This window comes from Kribbella sp. NPDC004536 (assembly GCF_042873835.1).
Classification (GTDB): domain Bacteria; phylum Actinomycetota; class Actinomycetes; order Propionibacteriales; family Kribbellaceae; genus Kribbella.
Genome location: NZ_JBIALY010000001.1, coordinates 2,320,598 through 2,336,510 on the forward strand (window position 1 = coordinate 2,320,598; position 15,913 = coordinate 2,336,510).

18 protein-coding genes are annotated in these 15,913 nt (G+C 67.8%); 6 read left to right on the forward strand and 12 right to left on the reverse strand.

Going from position 1 to position 15,913, the window contains the following annotated elements; genetic code table 11:
- Positions 1–18: 18 nt before the first annotated feature.
- Entirely contained in the window at positions 19–684 is a 666-nt protein-coding gene (gene aat / locus ACFYRU_RS11550; protein ID WP_387656226.1) for a leucyl/phenylalanyl-tRNA--protein transferase, read from the forward strand.
- On the opposite strand, the gene ACFYRU_RS11555 is transcribed toward aat, so the two are convergent.
- Positions 677–1,363 (reverse strand): TetR/AcrR family transcriptional regulator, encoded by a 687-nt coding sequence (locus ACFYRU_RS11555; protein WP_387656229.1) that lies wholly within the window; start codon positions 1,361–1,363, stop codon positions 677–679. The genes aat and ACFYRU_RS11555 overlap by 8 nt on opposite strands.
- A 114-nt stretch (positions 1,364–1,477) precedes the next feature.
- Here ACFYRU_RS11555 and ACFYRU_RS11560 point away from each other — a divergent pair, with 114 nt between their 5' ends.
- Entirely contained in the window at positions 1,478–1,945 is a 468-nt protein-coding gene (locus ACFYRU_RS11560; RefSeq protein WP_387656232.1) for a nitroreductase family deazaflavin-dependent oxidoreductase, read from the forward strand.
- On the opposite strand, the gene ACFYRU_RS11565 is transcribed toward ACFYRU_RS11560, so the two are convergent.
- Both ACFYRU_RS11565 and ACFYRU_RS11570 read right to left on the reverse strand, forming a co-directional pair.
- Complete coding sequence (locus ACFYRU_RS11565; RefSeq protein WP_387656235.1) at positions 1,942–3,729, reverse strand: ABC transporter ATP-binding protein; 1,788 nt, start codon at positions 3,727–3,729, stop codon at positions 1,942–1,944. The genes ACFYRU_RS11560 and ACFYRU_RS11565 overlap by 4 nt on opposite strands.
- On the reverse strand, positions 3,716–5,416 hold the full coding sequence (locus tag ACFYRU_RS11570) for an ABC transporter ATP-binding protein (RefSeq protein WP_387656238.1): 1,701 nt from the start codon (positions 5,414–5,416) through the stop codon (positions 3,716–3,718). The genes ACFYRU_RS11565 and ACFYRU_RS11570 overlap by 14 nt, the downstream gene beginning before the upstream one ends.
- A gap of 160 nt (positions 5,417–5,576) precedes the next feature.
- Between ACFYRU_RS11570 and ACFYRU_RS11575 the strand changes: the two genes are divergently transcribed.
- The gene (locus tag ACFYRU_RS11575; RefSeq protein WP_387656241.1) at positions 5,577–6,647 is read left to right on the forward strand and encodes an adenosine deaminase; all 1,071 of its coding nucleotides are present in this window, start codon (positions 5,577–5,579) and stop codon (positions 6,645–6,647) included.
- A 33-nt stretch (positions 6,648–6,680) separates the two neighbouring features.
- On the opposite strand, the gene ACFYRU_RS11580 is transcribed toward ACFYRU_RS11575, so the two are convergent.
- The 6 genes from ACFYRU_RS11580 to ACFYRU_RS11605 all read right to left on the reverse strand — a co-directional run bounded on the left by ACFYRU_RS11580 (position 6,681) and on the right by ACFYRU_RS11605 (position 11,862).
- Positions 6,681–7,448 (reverse strand): ABC transporter permease, encoded by a 768-nt coding sequence (locus ACFYRU_RS11580; RefSeq protein WP_387656244.1) that lies wholly within the window; start codon positions 7,446–7,448, stop codon positions 6,681–6,683.
- Positions 7,445–8,425: an ATP-binding cassette domain-containing protein gene (locus ACFYRU_RS11585; protein ID WP_387656247.1), complete on the reverse strand. Its 981-nt coding sequence runs from the start codon at positions 8,423–8,425 to the stop codon at positions 7,445–7,447. Before ACFYRU_RS11585 ends, ACFYRU_RS11580 begins: the two co-directional genes overlap by 4 nt.
- A gap of 147 nt (positions 8,426–8,572) precedes the next feature.
- Positions 8,573–9,268 carry a PadR family transcriptional regulator gene (locus ACFYRU_RS11590; RefSeq protein WP_387656250.1) on the reverse strand — a complete coding sequence of 232 codons (696 nt, stop codon included), beginning with the start codon at positions 9,266–9,268 and terminating at the stop codon, positions 8,573–8,575.
- 58 nt (positions 9,269–9,326) lie between these two features.
- Positions 9,327–10,397 carry an acyltransferase family protein gene (locus tag ACFYRU_RS11595; protein WP_387656253.1) on the reverse strand — a complete coding sequence of 357 codons (1,071 nt, stop codon included), beginning with the start codon at positions 10,395–10,397 and terminating at the stop codon, positions 9,327–9,329.
- A gap of 95 nt (positions 10,398–10,492) precedes the next feature.
- A complete protein-coding gene (locus tag ACFYRU_RS11600; RefSeq protein ID WP_387656256.1) occupies positions 10,493–10,909 on the reverse strand; it encodes a GNAT family N-acetyltransferase in 417 nt (138 codons plus the stop codon).
- Positions 10,909–11,862, reverse strand: coding sequence for a GlxA family transcriptional regulator (locus ACFYRU_RS11605; RefSeq protein ID WP_387656258.1), 954 nt, complete (start codon positions 11,860–11,862; stop codon positions 10,909–10,911). The genes ACFYRU_RS11600 and ACFYRU_RS11605 overlap by 1 nt, the downstream gene beginning before the upstream one ends.
- Before the next feature lie 71 nt (positions 11,863–11,933).
- On the opposite strand from ACFYRU_RS11605, the gene ACFYRU_RS11610 reads away from it, so the two are divergent.
- Positions 11,934–12,197, forward strand: coding sequence for a hypothetical protein (locus ACFYRU_RS11610; RefSeq protein WP_387656261.1), 264 nt, complete (start codon positions 11,934–11,936; stop codon positions 12,195–12,197).
- Here ACFYRU_RS11610 and ACFYRU_RS11615 read toward each other — a convergent pair.
- On the reverse strand, positions 12,185–13,354 hold the full coding sequence (locus tag ACFYRU_RS11615; RefSeq protein ID WP_387656264.1) for a DUF418 domain-containing protein: 1,170 nt from the start codon (positions 13,352–13,354) through the stop codon (positions 12,185–12,187). The two genes, ACFYRU_RS11610 and ACFYRU_RS11615, sit on opposite strands and share 13 nt — an antisense overlap.
- Positions 13,355–13,428: 74 nt before the next feature.
- Positions 13,429–13,569 carry a hypothetical protein gene (locus tag ACFYRU_RS11620; RefSeq protein ID WP_387656267.1) on the reverse strand — a complete coding sequence of 47 codons (141 nt, stop codon included), beginning with the start codon at positions 13,567–13,569 and terminating at the stop codon, positions 13,429–13,431.
- 102 nt (positions 13,570–13,671) lie between these two features.
- On the opposite strand from ACFYRU_RS11620, the gene ACFYRU_RS11625 reads away from it, so the two are divergent.
- Both ACFYRU_RS11625 and ACFYRU_RS11630 read left to right on the forward strand, forming a co-directional pair.
- Complete coding sequence (locus ACFYRU_RS11625; protein WP_387656270.1) at positions 13,672–14,529, forward strand: DNA-formamidopyrimidine glycosylase family protein; 858 nt, start codon at positions 13,672–13,674, stop codon at positions 14,527–14,529.
- Between the two features lie 11 nt (positions 14,530–14,540).
- Complete coding sequence (locus tag ACFYRU_RS11630; RefSeq protein WP_387656273.1) at positions 14,541–14,984, forward strand: DUF2871 domain-containing protein; 444 nt, start codon at positions 14,541–14,543, stop codon at positions 14,982–14,984.
- On the opposite strand, the gene ACFYRU_RS11635 is transcribed toward ACFYRU_RS11630, so the two are convergent.
- Positions 14,953–15,897: a trypsin-like serine peptidase gene (locus tag ACFYRU_RS11635; protein WP_387656276.1), complete on the reverse strand. Its 945-nt coding sequence runs from the start codon at positions 15,895–15,897 to the stop codon at positions 14,953–14,955. The genes ACFYRU_RS11630 and ACFYRU_RS11635 overlap by 32 nt on opposite strands.
- Positions 15,898–15,913 lie beyond the last annotated feature (16 nt).

A 15,913-nucleotide genomic window follows, 5' to 3' on the forward strand; every position in this document is an offset into this window, starting at 1 on the left:
CTAGGTGAGAATGGGCCTGTGCCGATCGAACCTGCTCCGTCTCAGTGGGACTTCCCGCCGGTTGGTGTGGCAGGCGGCAGCGACGTCGTTGCGGGCGGTGCCGATCTCGCGCCGGGGACGGTACTGGCGGCGTACCGGCGGGGGCTGTTCCCGATGCCGGACCATCGCAGCTCGGTGCTGTGGTGGTCGCCGGTGGACCGCGGCGTGATCGACGTGGCCGGGTACCAGCCGTCGCGGTCGTTGCGGCGGGCGCGGGCGAAGTTCGAGATCCGGGTCGACACCGCGTTCGACCAGGTGATCCGGGCGTGTGCGGATCCGCGCCGCCCGGGCTCGTGGATCGATCGCGACATCATCGCCTCGTACACCGAGCTGCACCGGCTCGGCTGGGTGCACTCGGTCGAGGCCTGGGACGGCGATGAGTTGGCGGGCGGGTTGTACGGCGTGGCGATCGGCGGGCTGTTCGCTGGCGAGTCGATGTTCCACCACAAGACCGACGGCTCGAAGGCGGCCGTCGCGGGCACGATCGAGCTGCTCGACGACGAGTACGCCGCCGACCGGGTCTTCGACATCCAGTGGGTGACCGACCATCTCGCCACCCTCGGCGCGGTGTCGATCCCGCGGGAGACCTACGTACGACGAGTGACCCGCGCCCTCGCCGTACCGCTGCCGAAGGCGTTCAGCTGAGCCCCACGAAGGCCGCCATCTGCCGCGACGCCGAGGTGAAGAACTCGTCCGCGGGGTCCATCGAGCCGACCAGTTGACCGAACAGCTCGAAGCTGATCATCCCGAAGAGTTGGGTCCACACGATCACGGTTCTGAGCAGTACCGGGCGAGGAACTTCAGGCGCCAACTCGACCAGGACCCCCAACTGATCGCCCAGAACACCTGTGGGAGCGGGCGCGTCGGGCGGAGCCGTCAGGTGGCCGGATGCGTGGGCGCGGCGTAACAGCCCGAGGAGCAGCAGCGGTACTCGGATCGCGGGCTGGACCGTGGTCTGCGGAGCCTTGTACCCGCTGATCGGCGACCCGTAGATCAGCGCGTACTCCTGCGGATTGGCGCGCGCCCAGTCCCGTACGGCGGCGTAGATCGCGACCCACTCGTCGACCGGATCGCCTCCGGTAGCAGCGCCCTCCGCGGCCGCGCCGAGAGCGTCGTACGCGTCGATGATCAGCGCGGTGAGGAGCTCGTCGCGACTGGCGAAGTACCGGTAGAGGGCGGACGAGACCATCCCGAGCTCGCGGGAGATCGCCCGCAGCGAGAGCGCCTCCGCGCCGACGGTCGACAGTTGCTCGCGGGCAGCCGTCTTGATCTCCTCGGTCAGCTCGGCCCGGGCACGCTCACGGGCAGTTCGTCCGGCGTTCATGGAGCCAGTCTGCCACAAAACCGAGAGCAGTGCTCTTGACAGTGAGCAGCGATCCGGTGTTCACTGATCACAACAGAGAGCACCGCTCTCGCTAAACTTCGAAGGAAGCTCGCCATGACCGAGTACAAGCAGATCTACGACAGCAAGCGCGTGATCACCGCCAACGAGGGCAGCATGCGTGTGTTCAACAAGATCGTGGCGCGGCTGACGAAGCTCGGTCTGAGCCTGATGGGCAGCCGGGTGTTGTCGGTCCAGGGCCGCAAGTCCGGTGAGTGGCGCAGTACGCCGGTGAACCTGCTGATCATCGACGGCCAGCGGTACCTGGTCGCCCCGCGCGGGCACACCCAGTGGGTGAAGAACCTGCGGGCCAGCGGCACCGGCCGGCTGCAGCTCGGCGGCAAGGTGGAGACGTTCCGCGCCGAGGAGCTCGCCGACGCCGACAAGATCCCCGCCCTCCGGCTGTACCTGAAGAAGTGGGCCTGGGAGGTCGGCACGTTCTTCAGCGGCGACGTGGACAAGAACTCCCCCGACGAGGTCCTGCACCACATCGCCCCGGGCGTCCCGGTCTTCAAGATCGGCTAGTGGTAGGCAGCCGCCTGGATCCGGTAGAGCTCGGCGTAGTGACCGTTGCGGGCCATCAGTTCGTCGTGGGTACCGGTCTCGACCACGTGGGCGCCGTCCAGGACCACGATCAGGTCGGCCATCCGAACCGTCGAGAACCGGTGCGAGACCAGGATCGTGATCCGCCCGTCGGTACTGCTGCGCGCGGCCGCGGCGTACCGCTCGAACAACGCGTGCTCGGTCTCGGCGTCCAGCGCGGCGGTCGGCTCGTCGAGGACCAGGAGCAGCGGCCGGTCCCGCATGAACCCACGCGCAAGCGCCACCTTCTGCCACTGCCCGAAGCTGATCTCCGCGCCGTCCGGCCAGGTCGACCCGAGCTGCGTGTCCAATCCGGACTCGAGCCGCTCCAGTACGTCCTCCGCTCCGGCCCTGCCGACTGCGGTCGTCACCGCCGGTACGTCGTCCAGCCGCGGGAGGTCGCCCAGCCCGACGCTGTGCGCCGCGCGGAACTCGAACCGGAAGAAGTCCTGGAACGCACCGGCGATCCGCTCCCGCCACGCCTCCGCGGGGATCCGGGCGAGCGGCTGGTCGTCCAGCAGGATCCGCCCGCCGGCCGGTTCGTACAGCTTGCAGATCAGCTTCACCAGCGTGGACTTGCCCGCACCGTTCTCGCCGACGACCGCGATCACCTTGCCGGCCGGGAGGTGCAGGTCGACGTTCTCCAGCGCGGGCCGATCGGAACCGGCGTACGAGAACGACACCTGTTCCAGGCGGATGCCGTCGTCGAGCCGCTCGGGCGCGGGCTGGTCCGCCGTACGGTCGAACGAGGCCGCGTAGTTCTCCAGCCAGACGAGCCGCCGCGAACCGTCCAGCCAGATGCCGCGCAGGAAGCCGATCTCGCCGACGGTCGCGCCGATGTACGACGACAGGCGCGCGCCGGCCGCGAGGATCAGCAGCACCTGTCCCACGGACCCATGCAGACCGGACGCGACGAACAGCACCGCGCCGACGTACGCGCCTCCGAACACCGCCCACGCGATCGCGTGCCACACCGCGCTGGTCCAACGGGCCGCGGCCATCGGGCGGTACCACTGCTCCCATTCGCGCCGGCGGCCGCTGACGAGGTCGGGACCGATGCCGATCACGCGGACCTCCTTGCCCGGAGCGGGGGTGGTCGCGGTCTTGAACAGGTGCTGCGAGAGGCGGAAGTGAGCGGCGTACCGCTCCTCGACCTCACGCTCGACGCCTGGCCGCCAGCTGGAGCTGAGGACCGTCGGCAGTGCGAAGAGGAGCAGTAGTACGAGCGCTGGGTGGATCGACATGAGCAGAGCGACCGTGACACCGAGGCGCAGGATCCAGCCGCACGTGGAGAACAGCGACATGTACATGTGGTCCAGCACGAACACCTGTTTGCGGAGCACTGACAGGCGATCCAGGTAGTCACGGCGTTCGTGGTGCTCGACCGTGGCGACCGACGCCTGCAGGCGAGCGACGTGTGCTTCCAGCATGATCGTCACGCGGTCACGGAAGCGACGGGAGATCCTTGTGGACACGGTCCTCAGGAACCACGTCGCGGTCACCGACAACGCGAGTCCGCCCGCTGCTAGTAGTGCAGCCCGCTTGTCGTGGTGCAGTACGCCGTCCGACAGGAGCTTGAGCCACAACGCCAGCAATGCGTCCGGTACCGCGGCCAGCAGCGTCATCAAGAAGGCCGCGAGCAACAGCCACGGCTCGTGCTGGTACCCGAGCTTGCAGAGCCGCCACATCGCGGGGATCGCCTTCGGCAGGTCGTCAGAGCGTGTCATAGCTGAGTCCCTCCTCGTCCACCTCGGCCGTGAAGCGCTGTGCCTGCAGGTCGAACATCGTCCGGTATCGCCCGCCGAGCGCCATCAGTTCGTCATGGCTGCCGAGCTCGACGACGCGGCCGTGCTCCAGTACGCAGATCCGGTCGGCGTGCCGGACCGTGGAGAACCGGTGTGAGATCAGGATCGTGGTGACGTCCCGGGTCGCGGTCAGGATCCGGTCGAAGATCGCCGCCTCGCCGCGGACGTCCAGTTGCGCGGTCGGTTCGTCGAGCAGGACGAGACCGGCTCCTTGGCGTACGGCGCAGAGCGCCCGGGCGAGGGCGACCCGCTGCCACTGCCCGCCGGACAGGTCGGTGCCGTCGCCGTACCCGGTCGCGAGGCGGGTGTCCAGGTCGGCGAGGTCCGCGGCGCCGGCGTCCGCGAGGGCGGCGCGGATGTCCTCCTCGGGCGCGCCGGCCGGTGCGACGTTGTCCCGGAGCGGGAGTTCGAGCTTGAGGAAGTCCTGGAAGACGGCGGCCACCCGGGTCCGCCAGGCGTCGACGTCGAGGTCCTTCAGGTCGATGCCGTCGACGTGGATCGAGCCGGAGTCGGGGTCGTACAACCGGCAGAGCAGCTTCGCCAGCGTGGTCTTGCCCGCGCCGTTCTGCCCGACCACGGCAAGCGAGGATCCGGCCGGGATGGTCAGATCGAGCCCGTCGAACACCTGGCGCTGACCCTGTGGATAACCGAAACGCAGGTCGCTCAGCCGGACTTCGACCGCGCCGCGGCCTCCGGTGGTGTGCCCTGACGACAACGCTCCCGCTGGTGCCATCGCCGGCTCGAGCCGCTCGACGGCGACGACCGGCGCGGCCGCTCCGTCGAGCGCCCAGTTCAAGCCGCCGAACGCGATCATCCCGACGCCGATCGCCACCTGCGCGAACACGACCAGCCGATCCAGCGGGAGGTCGCCGGCGATCGCCGCGGCACCGAGCGCCCAGAACACCAGACCGTTGGCGACCACAACGATCAGCAGGCTCCAGATCATTGGTCGCTCCCGCAATCGGGTCGCGGCGTACTGCAGTTCGAACAGGCGCCGGCGACGCTCCGTGAACCGGCGTACCGTCCAGTCCGCGAGCCCGAACAGCCGGAGTTCCTTCGCCGCACCCGGCTCGACCGCGAGTTCGTACGCGTAGTTGGCGTGCCGCTGCGCCGAGCGGACCTCGTCGGTGTTGCGATCCCGCCACACACCGCTCTCGCGCAGCAGCCAGTGCGTGGCGCCCCACGCGAGGACCAGCACGAGCGGCGCCCACCAGCTGAACCCGAACAACACGACCGCCGAGGCGATCCCACCGACCAGCTCGACCAGACTGCCCGCGACGAAGTCGACGTTCAGGTACATCGGCGGCCCGGTCTGCCCGTGGTCGAACTCGCGCGCCACGACGAGGTCCTCACTCAGCTCCGGATCCTCCAGATGCCCGATCCCCGGTGGGCCGACACACGCCGTGGCCAACGCGTCGTTCAGGTACGACGACACGCGACTGCCCAGGTTGGCGCTCACGGCTTGATGCACCGGCGTCAACACCTGCAACAACACGAACGTCGTACCCATCAACCCCAGCGGCGCCCCCAGCGCATCCCCGTGCTGAACCGCCCCCACCAACCACCCCATAGCAATCGCGAACACCGCCGGCAACGCACCGCGCCCCACCAGCAACACCCACCAGGCAACAGCCAACCCCCGCCCGGCCCGAGGCAAAACCCCAAAAAACCGCCACTCCCGCCGCCCCCGCAACCACCTCACCATCCACCCACGATGACACCACCCCGCACGCAAGTCTTGAACGTTTGCCGGATGGCACTATGGCCGCATGATCAGTCATGAGTTGTTGGTGGCGGCGCCGAAGGTGCTTTTGCATGATCATTTGGATGGGGGGTTGCGGCCTGGGACTGTGGTCGAGTTGGCTCGGGAAGTGGGGCATGTGTTGCCGCGGGGGGATGCGGGGGAGCTTGGGGAGTGGTTTGTCGAGTCGGCGGACTCGGGGTCGCTCGAGCGGTATCTGGAGACGTTCGATCACACCGTTGCGGTGATGCAGACGGCTGAGGCGATCAAGCGGGTGGCCAGTGAGTGTGTGCAGGACCTGGCGGCGGACGGGGTGGTGTACGCCGAGGTTCGGTACGCGCCGGAGCAGCACCTGAACAAGGGGCTGACGCTCGAGCAGGTCGTGGACGCTGTGCGGGAGGGGTTCGAGCACGGGATGGCGACGGCGGAGCGGCCGATCGTGGCGCGGCAGTTGCTGACGGCGATGCGGCACAAGGCCCGGTCGATGGAGATCGCCGAGCTGGCCGTGGCGTACCGCGACGCGGGTGTGGTCGGGTTCGACATCGCGGGTGCCGAGGCCGGGTTCCCGCCCACCCGGCACCTGGATGCGTTCGAGTACCTGCAGCGGGAGAACGCGCACTTCACGATCCACGCCGGTGAGGCGTTCGGGTTGCCGTCGATCTGGCAGGCGATCCAGTGGTGCGGCGCGGACCGGCTCGGGCACGGCGTACGGATCATCGACGACATCACCCACGACGGCGACCTCGACGGCGGCAAGGTCGAGCTCGGGCGGCTCGCGGCGTACGTGCGGGACCGCCGGATCCCGCTGGAGATGTGCCCGAGCTCGAACCTGCAGACCGGCGCGGCCGCGTCGATCGCCGAGCACCCGATCGGGCTGCTCGCCAAGCTCCGCTTCCGGGTCACGGTGAACACCGACAACCGGTTGATGAGCGGTACGTCGATGAGCCGCGAACTCGCCCTGCTCGCGGAGGCCTTCGACTACGACCTCACCGACTTCAGGTGGTTCGCGATCAACGCGATGAAGTCCGCCTTCATCCCCTTCGACGAACGCCTCGCGCTGATCGACAACATCATCAAGCCTTGGTACGCCTCAAACTAAAAGAAAAGAAAAGAGAGGAGGGGCAGGTACGCGTCAAACTGACCGTTGATACGTGCGAAAGGCTCGGGTGGAGAGCCAGCCCACGATCAGGGTGAAGGCCAGCAAATAGCCGCAGTGGCGCCAGACCGATGGCCAGTCCGGGGAGGCGGCCAGGGACTGGCGGGCGGCGATGGTGGCCCAGTCGACCGGGTTGAAGCGGGCCGCGACGTTCACCCAGTGCGGTGCGACCGTCGGGTCGATCATGATCGACGACATGAACGTGAGCGGCAGCGACACGAACTGCGAGATCCCGATCAGCGCCTCCTGCTGCCGGGTGAGCAGCGCGACCGCGTTCGACAGCGACCCGAACCCGAGCCCCACCAGCACCGACGCAAGGATCGTCACCAGATAACCGCCGACCCCACCGTCGTACCGGGCGCCCGCGGCGAAGCCGATCCCGAACACGAGCACGGTCTGGATGAACGTCGTCGTCGCGTTGCTGAGCAGCTGCCCCGCCATCAACCCGCCGCGGCTGACCGGCGACGCGAGCATCCGGTCCATCACGCCACGCTCCATGTCCTGGACGAACGACGTACCGCTCCAGCCGCTCGTCATCAACGCCGTCATCATCACGATCCCCGGCGTCAGGAACGCGATGTACGACGAGTCGCCGAACCCGGGGATGTGTACGACGCCCTGGAACAGCTGCCCGAACAACAGCAACCAGATCGCCGGCTGCACCAGCGTGAACGCGATCAACGCCGGCTGCCGGTACGATGCCCGCGTCCAGCGCCCGAGAATGAGACCGGTGTGCGTGATCATGCCGCCTCCTCCGCAACCTTGAACGAACGACCGGTGTACTGCAGGTACACGTCGTCCAGCGACGGCCTCGACACGGTCACCGCAACCACTGGAATCGCCTTGTCCTCAAGGACTCCCAGCACAGCCGGTACGGCGGTCGCGCCACGGTCGACCCGCGCGCGCAAAGTGTTGCCCTCGACAACGATCTCGCCGATTCCCGGCAACTGTCGCAACAGCGAACGAACGGAACCGTCGGTGTCCGGATCGACCAGCTCGACGTGTACCGAGTCCCCGCGCAGCGCCGCCTTCAACATCTCCGGGGTGCCCTCGGCAACGATCTTGCCGTGGTCGACGATCGCCAGCTGCCCGGCCAGCCGATCGGCCTCCTCCAGGTAGTGCGTGGTGAGGAGTACGGTCAGCCCTTCCTGCCCCGACAGCCGCAGTACCTCGTTCCACAGATCGGCCCGCGCCTCCGGGTCGAGGCCGGTGGTCGGCTCGTCCAGGAACAGCACCTTGGGCCGGTGTACGAGACCGAGCGCGACGTCCAGCTTCCGCTGCATGCCGCCGGAGTACGTGCGTACCGGCCGATCGGCGTGCTCCGCCAGATCGAAGCGCGTCAGCAGGTCACGGGCGCGCTGAACCGCGTCGGTACGGGACAACCCGAAGATGCGCCCGCTCAGGACGAGGTTCTCCAGGCCGGTCGCCATCGGATCGGAGCTGGACTTCTGCGGTACGTACCCGATTGCGCGCCGGACCTTGTCCTGCTCGCGCTGGACGTCGTACCCGGCGACACGTGCGCTGCCCGAGTCGGCCCGGGACAGTGTCGTGAGGATCTTGACGGTGGTGGACTTGCCGGCGCCGTTCGGCCCGAGCAGGCCGAGGACGACACCTTCCGGCACGCTGACGGTCAGTCCGTCGAGCGCGCGGAGTGGTGGATTCTTCCGGCCGGCCGGGTACGTCTTGACCAGGTCGACCGCTTCGACGGCATGCGTAGCCATCAGATGACTCCCTTGTGGGTGCGGGAGCCGGTCGTCGGGCTGGCTATCCTGATGGATGCGCCTTGGGTGCCAGGTCTTCGGACCGACTCGAGGAACCGCGGCCCTTGATCCTGGTGTTGCCGCACCGTGGATCGAGGGCCGCTCTGTTTAACGCGCTTCCGGCGGCATCGCCTGCATCCAGGCGAACTCCTGCCCGAAGTACTTCACCGGATCTTTCAACTGCTCGGCCGGGCTGATGCCCTCCTCCAGGTAGTGCTTCCACGCCATCCGCCAGAAGTTGGACCCGCCGAGCCGGTCGCTGCGGATCTCCTCGACCAGCTGGTGCACGTACGCCGACTCCGCCCGCAGCAGCGCCAGCCGGAACTCCGACTCGACCCAGAAGATCCGCGGGAACTCGATCGCCGTCATCTTCTCGTGCATCGCGACGGTGTCGGCGATCTCGCCGTCGACCGCGACCAGCCGTTGCTCGAGCAGTTCGACGGCCCGGTCCGGCGGCAGACCAGGCAGGTAGGCCAGCCCCGCCTCCAGCGGGTGGAACTCGCGGGTCGGCGTACCGACCAACTCGACCAGCCAGTCATCGAACTCGGCCTGCCCGGCATCGGTGATCCGGTAGACCGTCCGCTCCGGCCGGTTGCCCTCGCGCACCGTCTCCAACGCCTCGATGAAGCCGTGCTTCTCCAGGCTGGACACGATCGAGTAGAGCGATCCGTAGTTGACCTTGATGCTCTGGTCCTTGCCACGGGCCCGGAGCGTCGTGGAGATCTCGTACGGATGCATGGGCCGCTCGCCGAGACTCCCGAGCACAGCGAACGCCAGCGGATTGCCGACCTTACGCCTGGCCATAACAAACTCCTCGATCTCGATTACTCGAAATCGAGTATTAGCTTCCGGGTATCCGGTGTCAAGTATTCAGCCAGGCGAACGCCCGGGCCCCGAGGCCGCGGACCCGGAGCGCGGCGAGTGCGCGGTACGACGGCTCCTCGACGTACTTCGTCAGCAGCCAGGCGAGTCCGATCACGCCGATCGAGGCGCCGGCGATCTGGGCGAGCCGGCCCGCGCCGAGCTCCATCAACCGGTACGCGATCAGGTACCCGACCACCTGGTTGAGCAGGTACAGCCCGAACGAGATCCGCGCGAGGAACCGGATCGGCCGCCGGAACCGGGCGAACACGGTCCAGTCCGGACCGCGGGCCGCGAGTGCGACGAGCACCAGCAGTACGCCGATGCCGAGCGACGACGGCAGATCCGACGTGTGTGCGTGCTGCGCGAAGACCGTCGCGACGATCAGCGCGGACAGATGCAGTACGCCGATCCGCCGCTGCGACCACAACCAGATCCCGATACCGATCGCGAACAGCTGCAGCCGGTGCAGACCGAGGCCGTTCCACGCCTGCACCACCCAGAACGGGCTGTGGTCGATCCGGCCGTTCCACTGCAGTACGACCGGCGCGACGATCATGATCCACAACAGCGTGGTGATCCGTGGACCGATGCCGCGCGGCCAGAGCAGTGCCGCCGCCCCGAACGCCATCAACTGCAGCGGCAGCGTCCAGTACGAACCGTCGATCAGCTGGACGCTCGGGTCGAACGACGCCGCCAGGGTCAGGTTGGCCCACAGGTCCCGCCGGGTCGGCAGGATCCAGTTGTCCGGTCCGAAGTAGATGAGCAGCGTGTACGTGACCAGCACGGCGGCGAGGTACGGCGGGAGCACCCGGCAGGCGCGCCGCCACAGCCACCTCGACGTGGAGCCCTTCCGGACGGTCACGCAGACGAAGTACGCGCTGATCACCAGCAGGACGCTGGCGCCGACCTGGAACGGGTACCTCCCCAGCGGTGTGCCGAGTTCAGGATGCAGGAACGGACCCATGTACGTCGTGTGCGTGAACATCACCGCGAGTACCGCCACGACGCGCACCACGTCCCAGCTCAGCCTGCGTGCGGTCCTGCCCGAGGGCCGGTCCGGCGTCGTCACAACCACTCCAATGCCGAATCGCTTGTTACCCCCTCGTGACCCTAGGCAGAGCGTGGGGTAGCGATGCAAATCGGCTCGGTGATGCCTTCCTCACATCAGAGTGGCTTGACCCAGCGGGACCATTCCGGCTGCGGCGCGTAGCCCGCCGTGGACCAGACGCGGTGCGCCTGGGTGTTGTCGTCGAGCACCATCGCGTCGGCGCGCGTCCCGCCGTACGACGCGAAACTCGCCTCGGCGCGGGCGACCAGCTCGCGGCCGATGCCCTGCCGGCGGTGCGTCGGCGCGACGGCCAACCGGTACAGGTGGCAGCGCCAACCGTCCCAGCCGACGATGATCGAGCCGACCACGTGATCGTTGTCCATGGCAAGGATCAACGCCTGCGGATCGCGCGCGATCAGCCGCAGGACGGCGTCGGTGGAGTCCGGCGGACGGTGCGAGTCCTCGGCGGCGGTGGCCCAGAACTCCATGACTGCAGGGGCATCGGCGGCGACGGCGTTGCGGTAGCTGACCATCAGCCGGCGGTCTGGAACGTACGGCGGTAATCCTGTGGTGGCACGCCCACCACCCTACGGAAGTGGTGCCGGAGCAGGGCGGCCGTCCCGAATCCTGACTCGGTGGCGATCTGCTCGATCCCCATCCGGGTCTGTTCGAGCAGCGTCCGGGCGCGCAGTACGCGCTGGGTGGTGACCCACTTGAGCGGCGTCGTACCGGTCTCGGCGACGAAGCGGCGGGCGAACGTACGCTCCGACATCTGCGCGCGCCGGGCCAGTGCCGGGACCGTGTGCTCGATCGTGAGGTTGTCGACCATCCAGTTCAGTACCGGCTGCAGGCTCTCCGCGGAGCACTCCGGGACCGGTACCTCGACGTACTGCCGCTGGCCGCCGTCGCGTTGCGGCGGGACCACCATCCGGCGGGCGATCCGGGTCGCGACCGCGCTGCCGAGCTCGCGCCGGACCAGGTGCAGGCAGGCGTCGATGCCGGCCGCCGTACCGGCGCTGGTGATGATGTTGCCGTCGTCGACGAACAGCACGTCCGGGTCGACCTTCGCGTTCGGGAACTGCTCCATGAACCGGTCGATGTAGCGCCAGTGCGTCGTGCACGGGCGGCCGTCGAGCAGGCCGGCGGCGCCCAGGACGTACGCCCCGGAGCAGACCGTCAGCAGGATCGCGCCGCGCGCCTCGGCCCGGCGGAGCGCGTCCAGGATGCGTTCGTCGTACTCGTGCCGCCAGGTGGTGGCCGGGATGCCGATCAGGTCGGCGTCCTCCAGCTCCTCCAGGCCGTACGGGGCGATCACCTGGGAGTGCGTGCTGGTCTCCATCGGGACGCCGGGCGTGGTCGAGCACACCTTGAAGTCGAACGGCGGCACACCGTCGTCGGTGCGGTCCAGTCCGAACACCTCGGCCAGCACGCCGAACTCGAACAGGGCGACGTCCTCCATCAGCACGACCGCGATCTTCTGCAACATGGCAGAATCTTATCGGACTATGTCAATAGCGCCACTGGTGGCAGGATCTGCGAGGTAGAATGATTACTGCCATGACCGGATACATTCTTCTCGTAGTCCTCGTAATCGCCGTGATCGCCGCCCTGGAGATCAGCAACCGGCGCAACGCAGGCGGTCCGGCTGCCGGACCGCGGGGCACGTGGGTCGCCGACGACCGCGACGTTGCCCGTACCAAGCTCGACCTGCTCGCGCTCGGCGCGACGGCCAAGCCCTTCACCCACAAGCCTGCTTCGACCACCGGGACGGTGCACAGCATCCGCGCCGCCCGCCTGCACGACGGCCGTCACGCCGCCTGAGTTCGCCAGCTGGGGGCGGTCGCGTTGGTGACCGCCCGCAGCACCCCTTCGACCGGGCCGTACCGGAAGTTGCTCAGCCAGATGTGGCTGAGCATCACCTGCAATACGAAGATCCCGACCGCCAGGCCCGTGGTCTCCAGTGGCGAGACCTGTCCCACCAGTCCGAACCCGACGCCGGTGAAGATCAGCAGCGTCGCTGCTGACTGCCCCAGGTAGTTGGACAGTGCCATGCGCCCGGCGGGTGCAAGCAGCCGCCTGATGTCCTCACCGCGGTCGGAGTGCATGATCCGTAGCAGCGAGGCGACGTACGCGGCTGTCAGGAACGGCGCGGTCATCACGCTGATCAGCACGGCCCTCGTGTCACCGTTCCCGCCGAACGCGTAGACGACTCCGCCGGTGATGCCGATCGAGAAACCGATCAGCTGGATCAGCCGGAGCAGGGCGTCCGAGCCGTCGACGTTCTGCAGCAGCTTGCGTCGGCCGGCGACCATGCCGATCAAGAAGGCTGCCAGGGTCGTGGGGCCTTGCACTGTGAGCAGCGACAGGCCGTACGTCGGCAGTGCGCGGAGGTGCTCGCCGATGACATCGCTGAACGAGCCCGCCAGGTTCGCGGCAGTCCCCTGTGCTGCCGTTACTGCTGCGGACGGGTCCAGTACCGCCGACGTGTCCAGGAAGAGCGCTGCGACTGCGAGGGTGACGAACAAGTACGCGTAGATGGCTCCTGCGACCACTAGCGCCGTACGGTCCTTCACTCGACGCATGGCGAGCAGGACGAGCCCGATGATCGCGTAGACGCTCAGGATGTCGCCGGTGATCAGGAAGACGCCATGCAGTACGCCGAGCACCAGCAGCCCGCCCAGCCGCCGCAGCATCCTTGGCCGGAAGGCTGCGCCCGCTCGCTGAGCCGCCTGCATCTGCAAGTGGAAGCTGTATCCGAACAGGAACGAGAACAGCAGGTAGAACTTCATGTCGACGAACGCCGACGACAGCCACCGCACCGAGTGGTCCAGCCAGGAGCTGTACGCGGGGTCCTCCGCGACGTGGATCGGATACCCGGACGCCGCGAACGTGATGTTCACGACCAGGATGCCCAGCAGGGCGAAACCACGCAGCGCGTCGACGTCCTGAATCCGCGTCCGCTCCAGTACCTGGCCCATGTCCCCAGCACATCAGCGCAGCTCGCGAAACGCAGTCGCGCTGGGTCCTCCTCCGGGGTGGACCTACCTCTACCTCAGTGGGCGCGGCGCTGTTGCACCTTCTGGAACGCCTGCTTGATCTTCTCCTGGTTCTCCGGCTTGCTCAGTTCACGCTGTGCGACCTGAACCAGCTTGGCGACCACGGCGCCCTTCACCAACGTCTTCACGAACCCCATCAGGGCCTCCCTAGTCTGTTGCCCCCGACGCTACCGGCCGTGACAACCCCTCTCCATAGGTGATTCACCGGAACTGTCCCTGGCGTCGGGCACACTAGGGGTATGCCTGAGTTGCCGGAGGTCGAGTCGCTGGCTGTGTTCCTGCGGGAGCGCGCGGTGGGGCATGCCTTCGTCCGGGCGGACATCACCGCGATCAGCGCGCTCAAGACGTACGACCCGCCGATCTCCGCGATGGTCGGGCTGCTGATCGACGACGTGCAGCGGCACGGGAAGTTCCTGGACATCTCGGCGCAGGGCGTGCACCTGGTGATCCACCTGGCCCGGGCCGGCTGGCTGCGCTGGAAAGAGGAGCAGAACACCGGGCTCGTCCGGCCCGGCAAGGGTCCGATCGCGCTCCGGACCGTGCTGGACGACGGCGCCGGGTTCGACCTGACCGAGGCCGGCACCCAGAAGAAACTCGCGGTGTACGTCGTCCGCGACCCGAGCGAGGTCCCGGGCATCGCCCGCCTCGGCCCGGACCCGTTCACGCTGTCGCTCGACGACTTCGGCGCGATCCTCAAACGCGAGGGCCGCGTCCAGCTCAAGGGCGTGCTGCGGAACCAGTCCGTGATCGCCGGCATCGGCAACGCGTACTCCGACGAGATCCTGCACGTGGCCAAGATGAGCCCGTTCAAACCGGCGTCGAACCTGTCCGACGACGAGCTGAAGACGCTGTACGACGCGATGCGCGAAACCCTTCAGGACGCGGTCGACCGGTCCGCCGGGCTGGCAGTCCAGGACCTGAAGTCGGAGAAGAAGTCCGGCCTGCGGGTGCACGGCCGCACCGGCCAGAAGTGCCCGGTCTGCGGTGACGTCGTGCGCGAGGTCAGCTTCGCCGACTCCTCCCTGCAGTACTGCGCGACCTGTCAGACCGGCGGCAAACCGCTGGCCGACCGAAGGTTGTCGAAGCTGCTGAAGTAGGTTCCCGGCTTATGCGGAAGATCTACGTGGCGGCACACGTCTACATGATTCTGGGGCTCATCAGCGGGCTGTACTACCGCGAGCTGACCAAGGCCAAGGACTTCACCGGCGACTCGCAGCTCGGCGTCGTCCACACCCACATCCTCGCGCTGGGGATGCTGTTCTTCCTGATCGTTCTCGCGCTGGAGAAGCTCTTCACGCTGACCGACGGGAAGCTGTTCAACGCGTTCTTCTGGGTCTACAACGCGGGTCTCGCGCTCACCGTCGGCATGATGCTGCTCCGCGGGACGATGGTCGTACTCGGCCACCAGCCCGGCGCCGCGCTCGACGGCATCTCCGGGCTGGGGCACATCACGATCACCCTCGGCCTGATCTTCTTCTTCGTCAACCTCGGCAAGCGGCTGCCCGCGAAGACCGAGGAAGCTACGTTGTCATCTGATCGAACATCGTCTTGACGTCGGCCGTGTTCGGGGTCGACAGCAGCGTCGGCGTACCGCTCGTCGTCCGGCGCGACGTCACCGCGAACACGTACCCGAGGTTCGCGTCGATGCGGTCCTTCAACCACGGGCCGCCGCTCGCCCCGCCGTTCATCGAACACGTCAGCGCCGCGTCCGAGCCGCCCCACGCGTACGTGCTGCCGTCGCAGTAGTACGGCACCTCGCCGTTGTAGGGCGCCTCGGCCGGCCAGCCCCAGATGCGCGTACCGGGCTGCGTCTGGCTGTTGCCCCAGACCAGCCCGTTGCCGCCGACCGTGTCGATCAGGTTCGCGCCGTTGCGCTGCTGCAGCGTGACGAACGCCTGGTCGTGGGTGAAGTCGCTGCTGTTGATCCACGAGTTGAAGGTCCGCGCCTGGCTCCAGTTCCACAGGCCGTACCCGGACTGGCCGTTGTAGTACGCCGGGGCGAACACGATGTTCGAGTGCCAGCCGCCGCCCTGGCCGCTGTGTACGCAGTGGCCCGCAGTGATGATCAGGTTCTTGTAGTTGTTGTTGATCGTCGACGCCGAGCACACGTAGTTGAGCCCGTTGTCGGTGAAGAACAGCTTGCCGGCAGTGCTCGGTACGGCGTCGTTCGCGAGCTTGTACCCGGCGCGGGGTGCGACCGGCTTGGATGCGATACCGCTCGAAGTCCCTTGTTCTGCAGGGGTTCCGGTGCCGGCAGGAAGATCGGCTGGGATCGCGTTCCGCAGCTTCTCGGCGGTCCAGTACCCGGTGGCGTCGAGGGCACCGGCCCGGGCCTTGGTGGGAAGGGCCGGGGCTTTGACAGCGGTGGTGGCGTCGCGGGACGGTGCGGCGCTTGCCGGGGTGACAGTGGCGCCGGTGACCAGCAGGATTCCGGCGGCGAGCAGGCGGATGGGCGTTCTACGCATGCGTGACTCCTCGATC

Coding starts and splice junctions, on each gene's coding strand:
- ACFYRU_RS11555 (WP_387656229.1), bottom strand. CDS start 1,363: ATGAACGCCGGACGAACTGCCCGTGAGCGTGCCCGGGCCGAGCTGACC.
- ACFYRU_RS11560 (WP_387656232.1), top strand. CDS start 1,478: ATGACCGAGTACAAGCAGATCTACGACAGCAAGCGCGTGATCACCGCC.
- ACFYRU_RS11565 (WP_387656235.1), bottom strand. CDS start 3,729: ATGACACGCTCTGACGACCTGCCGAAGGCGATCCCCGCGATGTGGCGG.
- ACFYRU_RS11575 (WP_387656241.1), top strand. CDS start 5,577: ATGATCAGTCATGAGTTGTTGGTGGCGGCGCCGAAGGTGCTTTTGCAT.
- ACFYRU_RS11580 (WP_387656244.1), bottom strand. CDS start 7,448: ATGATCACGCACACCGGTCTCATTCTCGGGCGCTGGACGCGGGCATCG.
- ACFYRU_RS11585 (WP_387656247.1), bottom strand. CDS start 8,425: ATGGCTACGCATGCCGTCGAAGCGGTCGACCTGGTCAAGACGTACCCG.
- ACFYRU_RS11590 (WP_387656250.1), bottom strand. CDS start 9,268: ATGGCCAGGCGTAAGGTCGGCAATCCGCTGGCGTTCGCTGTGCTCGGG.
- ACFYRU_RS11600 (WP_387656256.1), bottom strand. CDS start 10,909: ATGGTCAGCTACCGCAACGCCGTCGCCGCCGATGCCCCTGCAGTCATG.
- ACFYRU_RS11605 (WP_387656258.1), bottom strand. CDS start 11,862: ATGTTGCAGAAGATCGCGGTCGTGCTGATGGAGGACGTCGCCCTGTTC.
- ACFYRU_RS11610 (WP_387656261.1), top strand. CDS start 11,934: ATGACCGGATACATTCTTCTCGTAGTCCTCGTAATCGCCGTGATCGCC.
- ACFYRU_RS11615 (WP_387656264.1), bottom strand. CDS start 13,354: ATGGGCCAGGTACTGGAGCGGACGCGGATTCAGGACGTCGACGCGCTG.
- ACFYRU_RS11620 (WP_387656267.1), bottom strand. CDS start 13,569: ATGGGGTTCGTGAAGACGTTGGTGAAGGGCGCCGTGGTCGCCAAGCTG.
- ACFYRU_RS11625 (WP_387656270.1), top strand. CDS start 13,672: ATGCCTGAGTTGCCGGAGGTCGAGTCGCTGGCTGTGTTCCTGCGGGAG.
- ACFYRU_RS11630 (WP_387656273.1), top strand. CDS start 14,541: ATGCGGAAGATCTACGTGGCGGCACACGTCTACATGATTCTGGGGCTC.
- ACFYRU_RS11635 (WP_387656276.1), bottom strand. CDS start 15,897: ATGCGTAGAACGCCCATCCGCCTGCTCGCCGCCGGAATCCTGCTGGTC.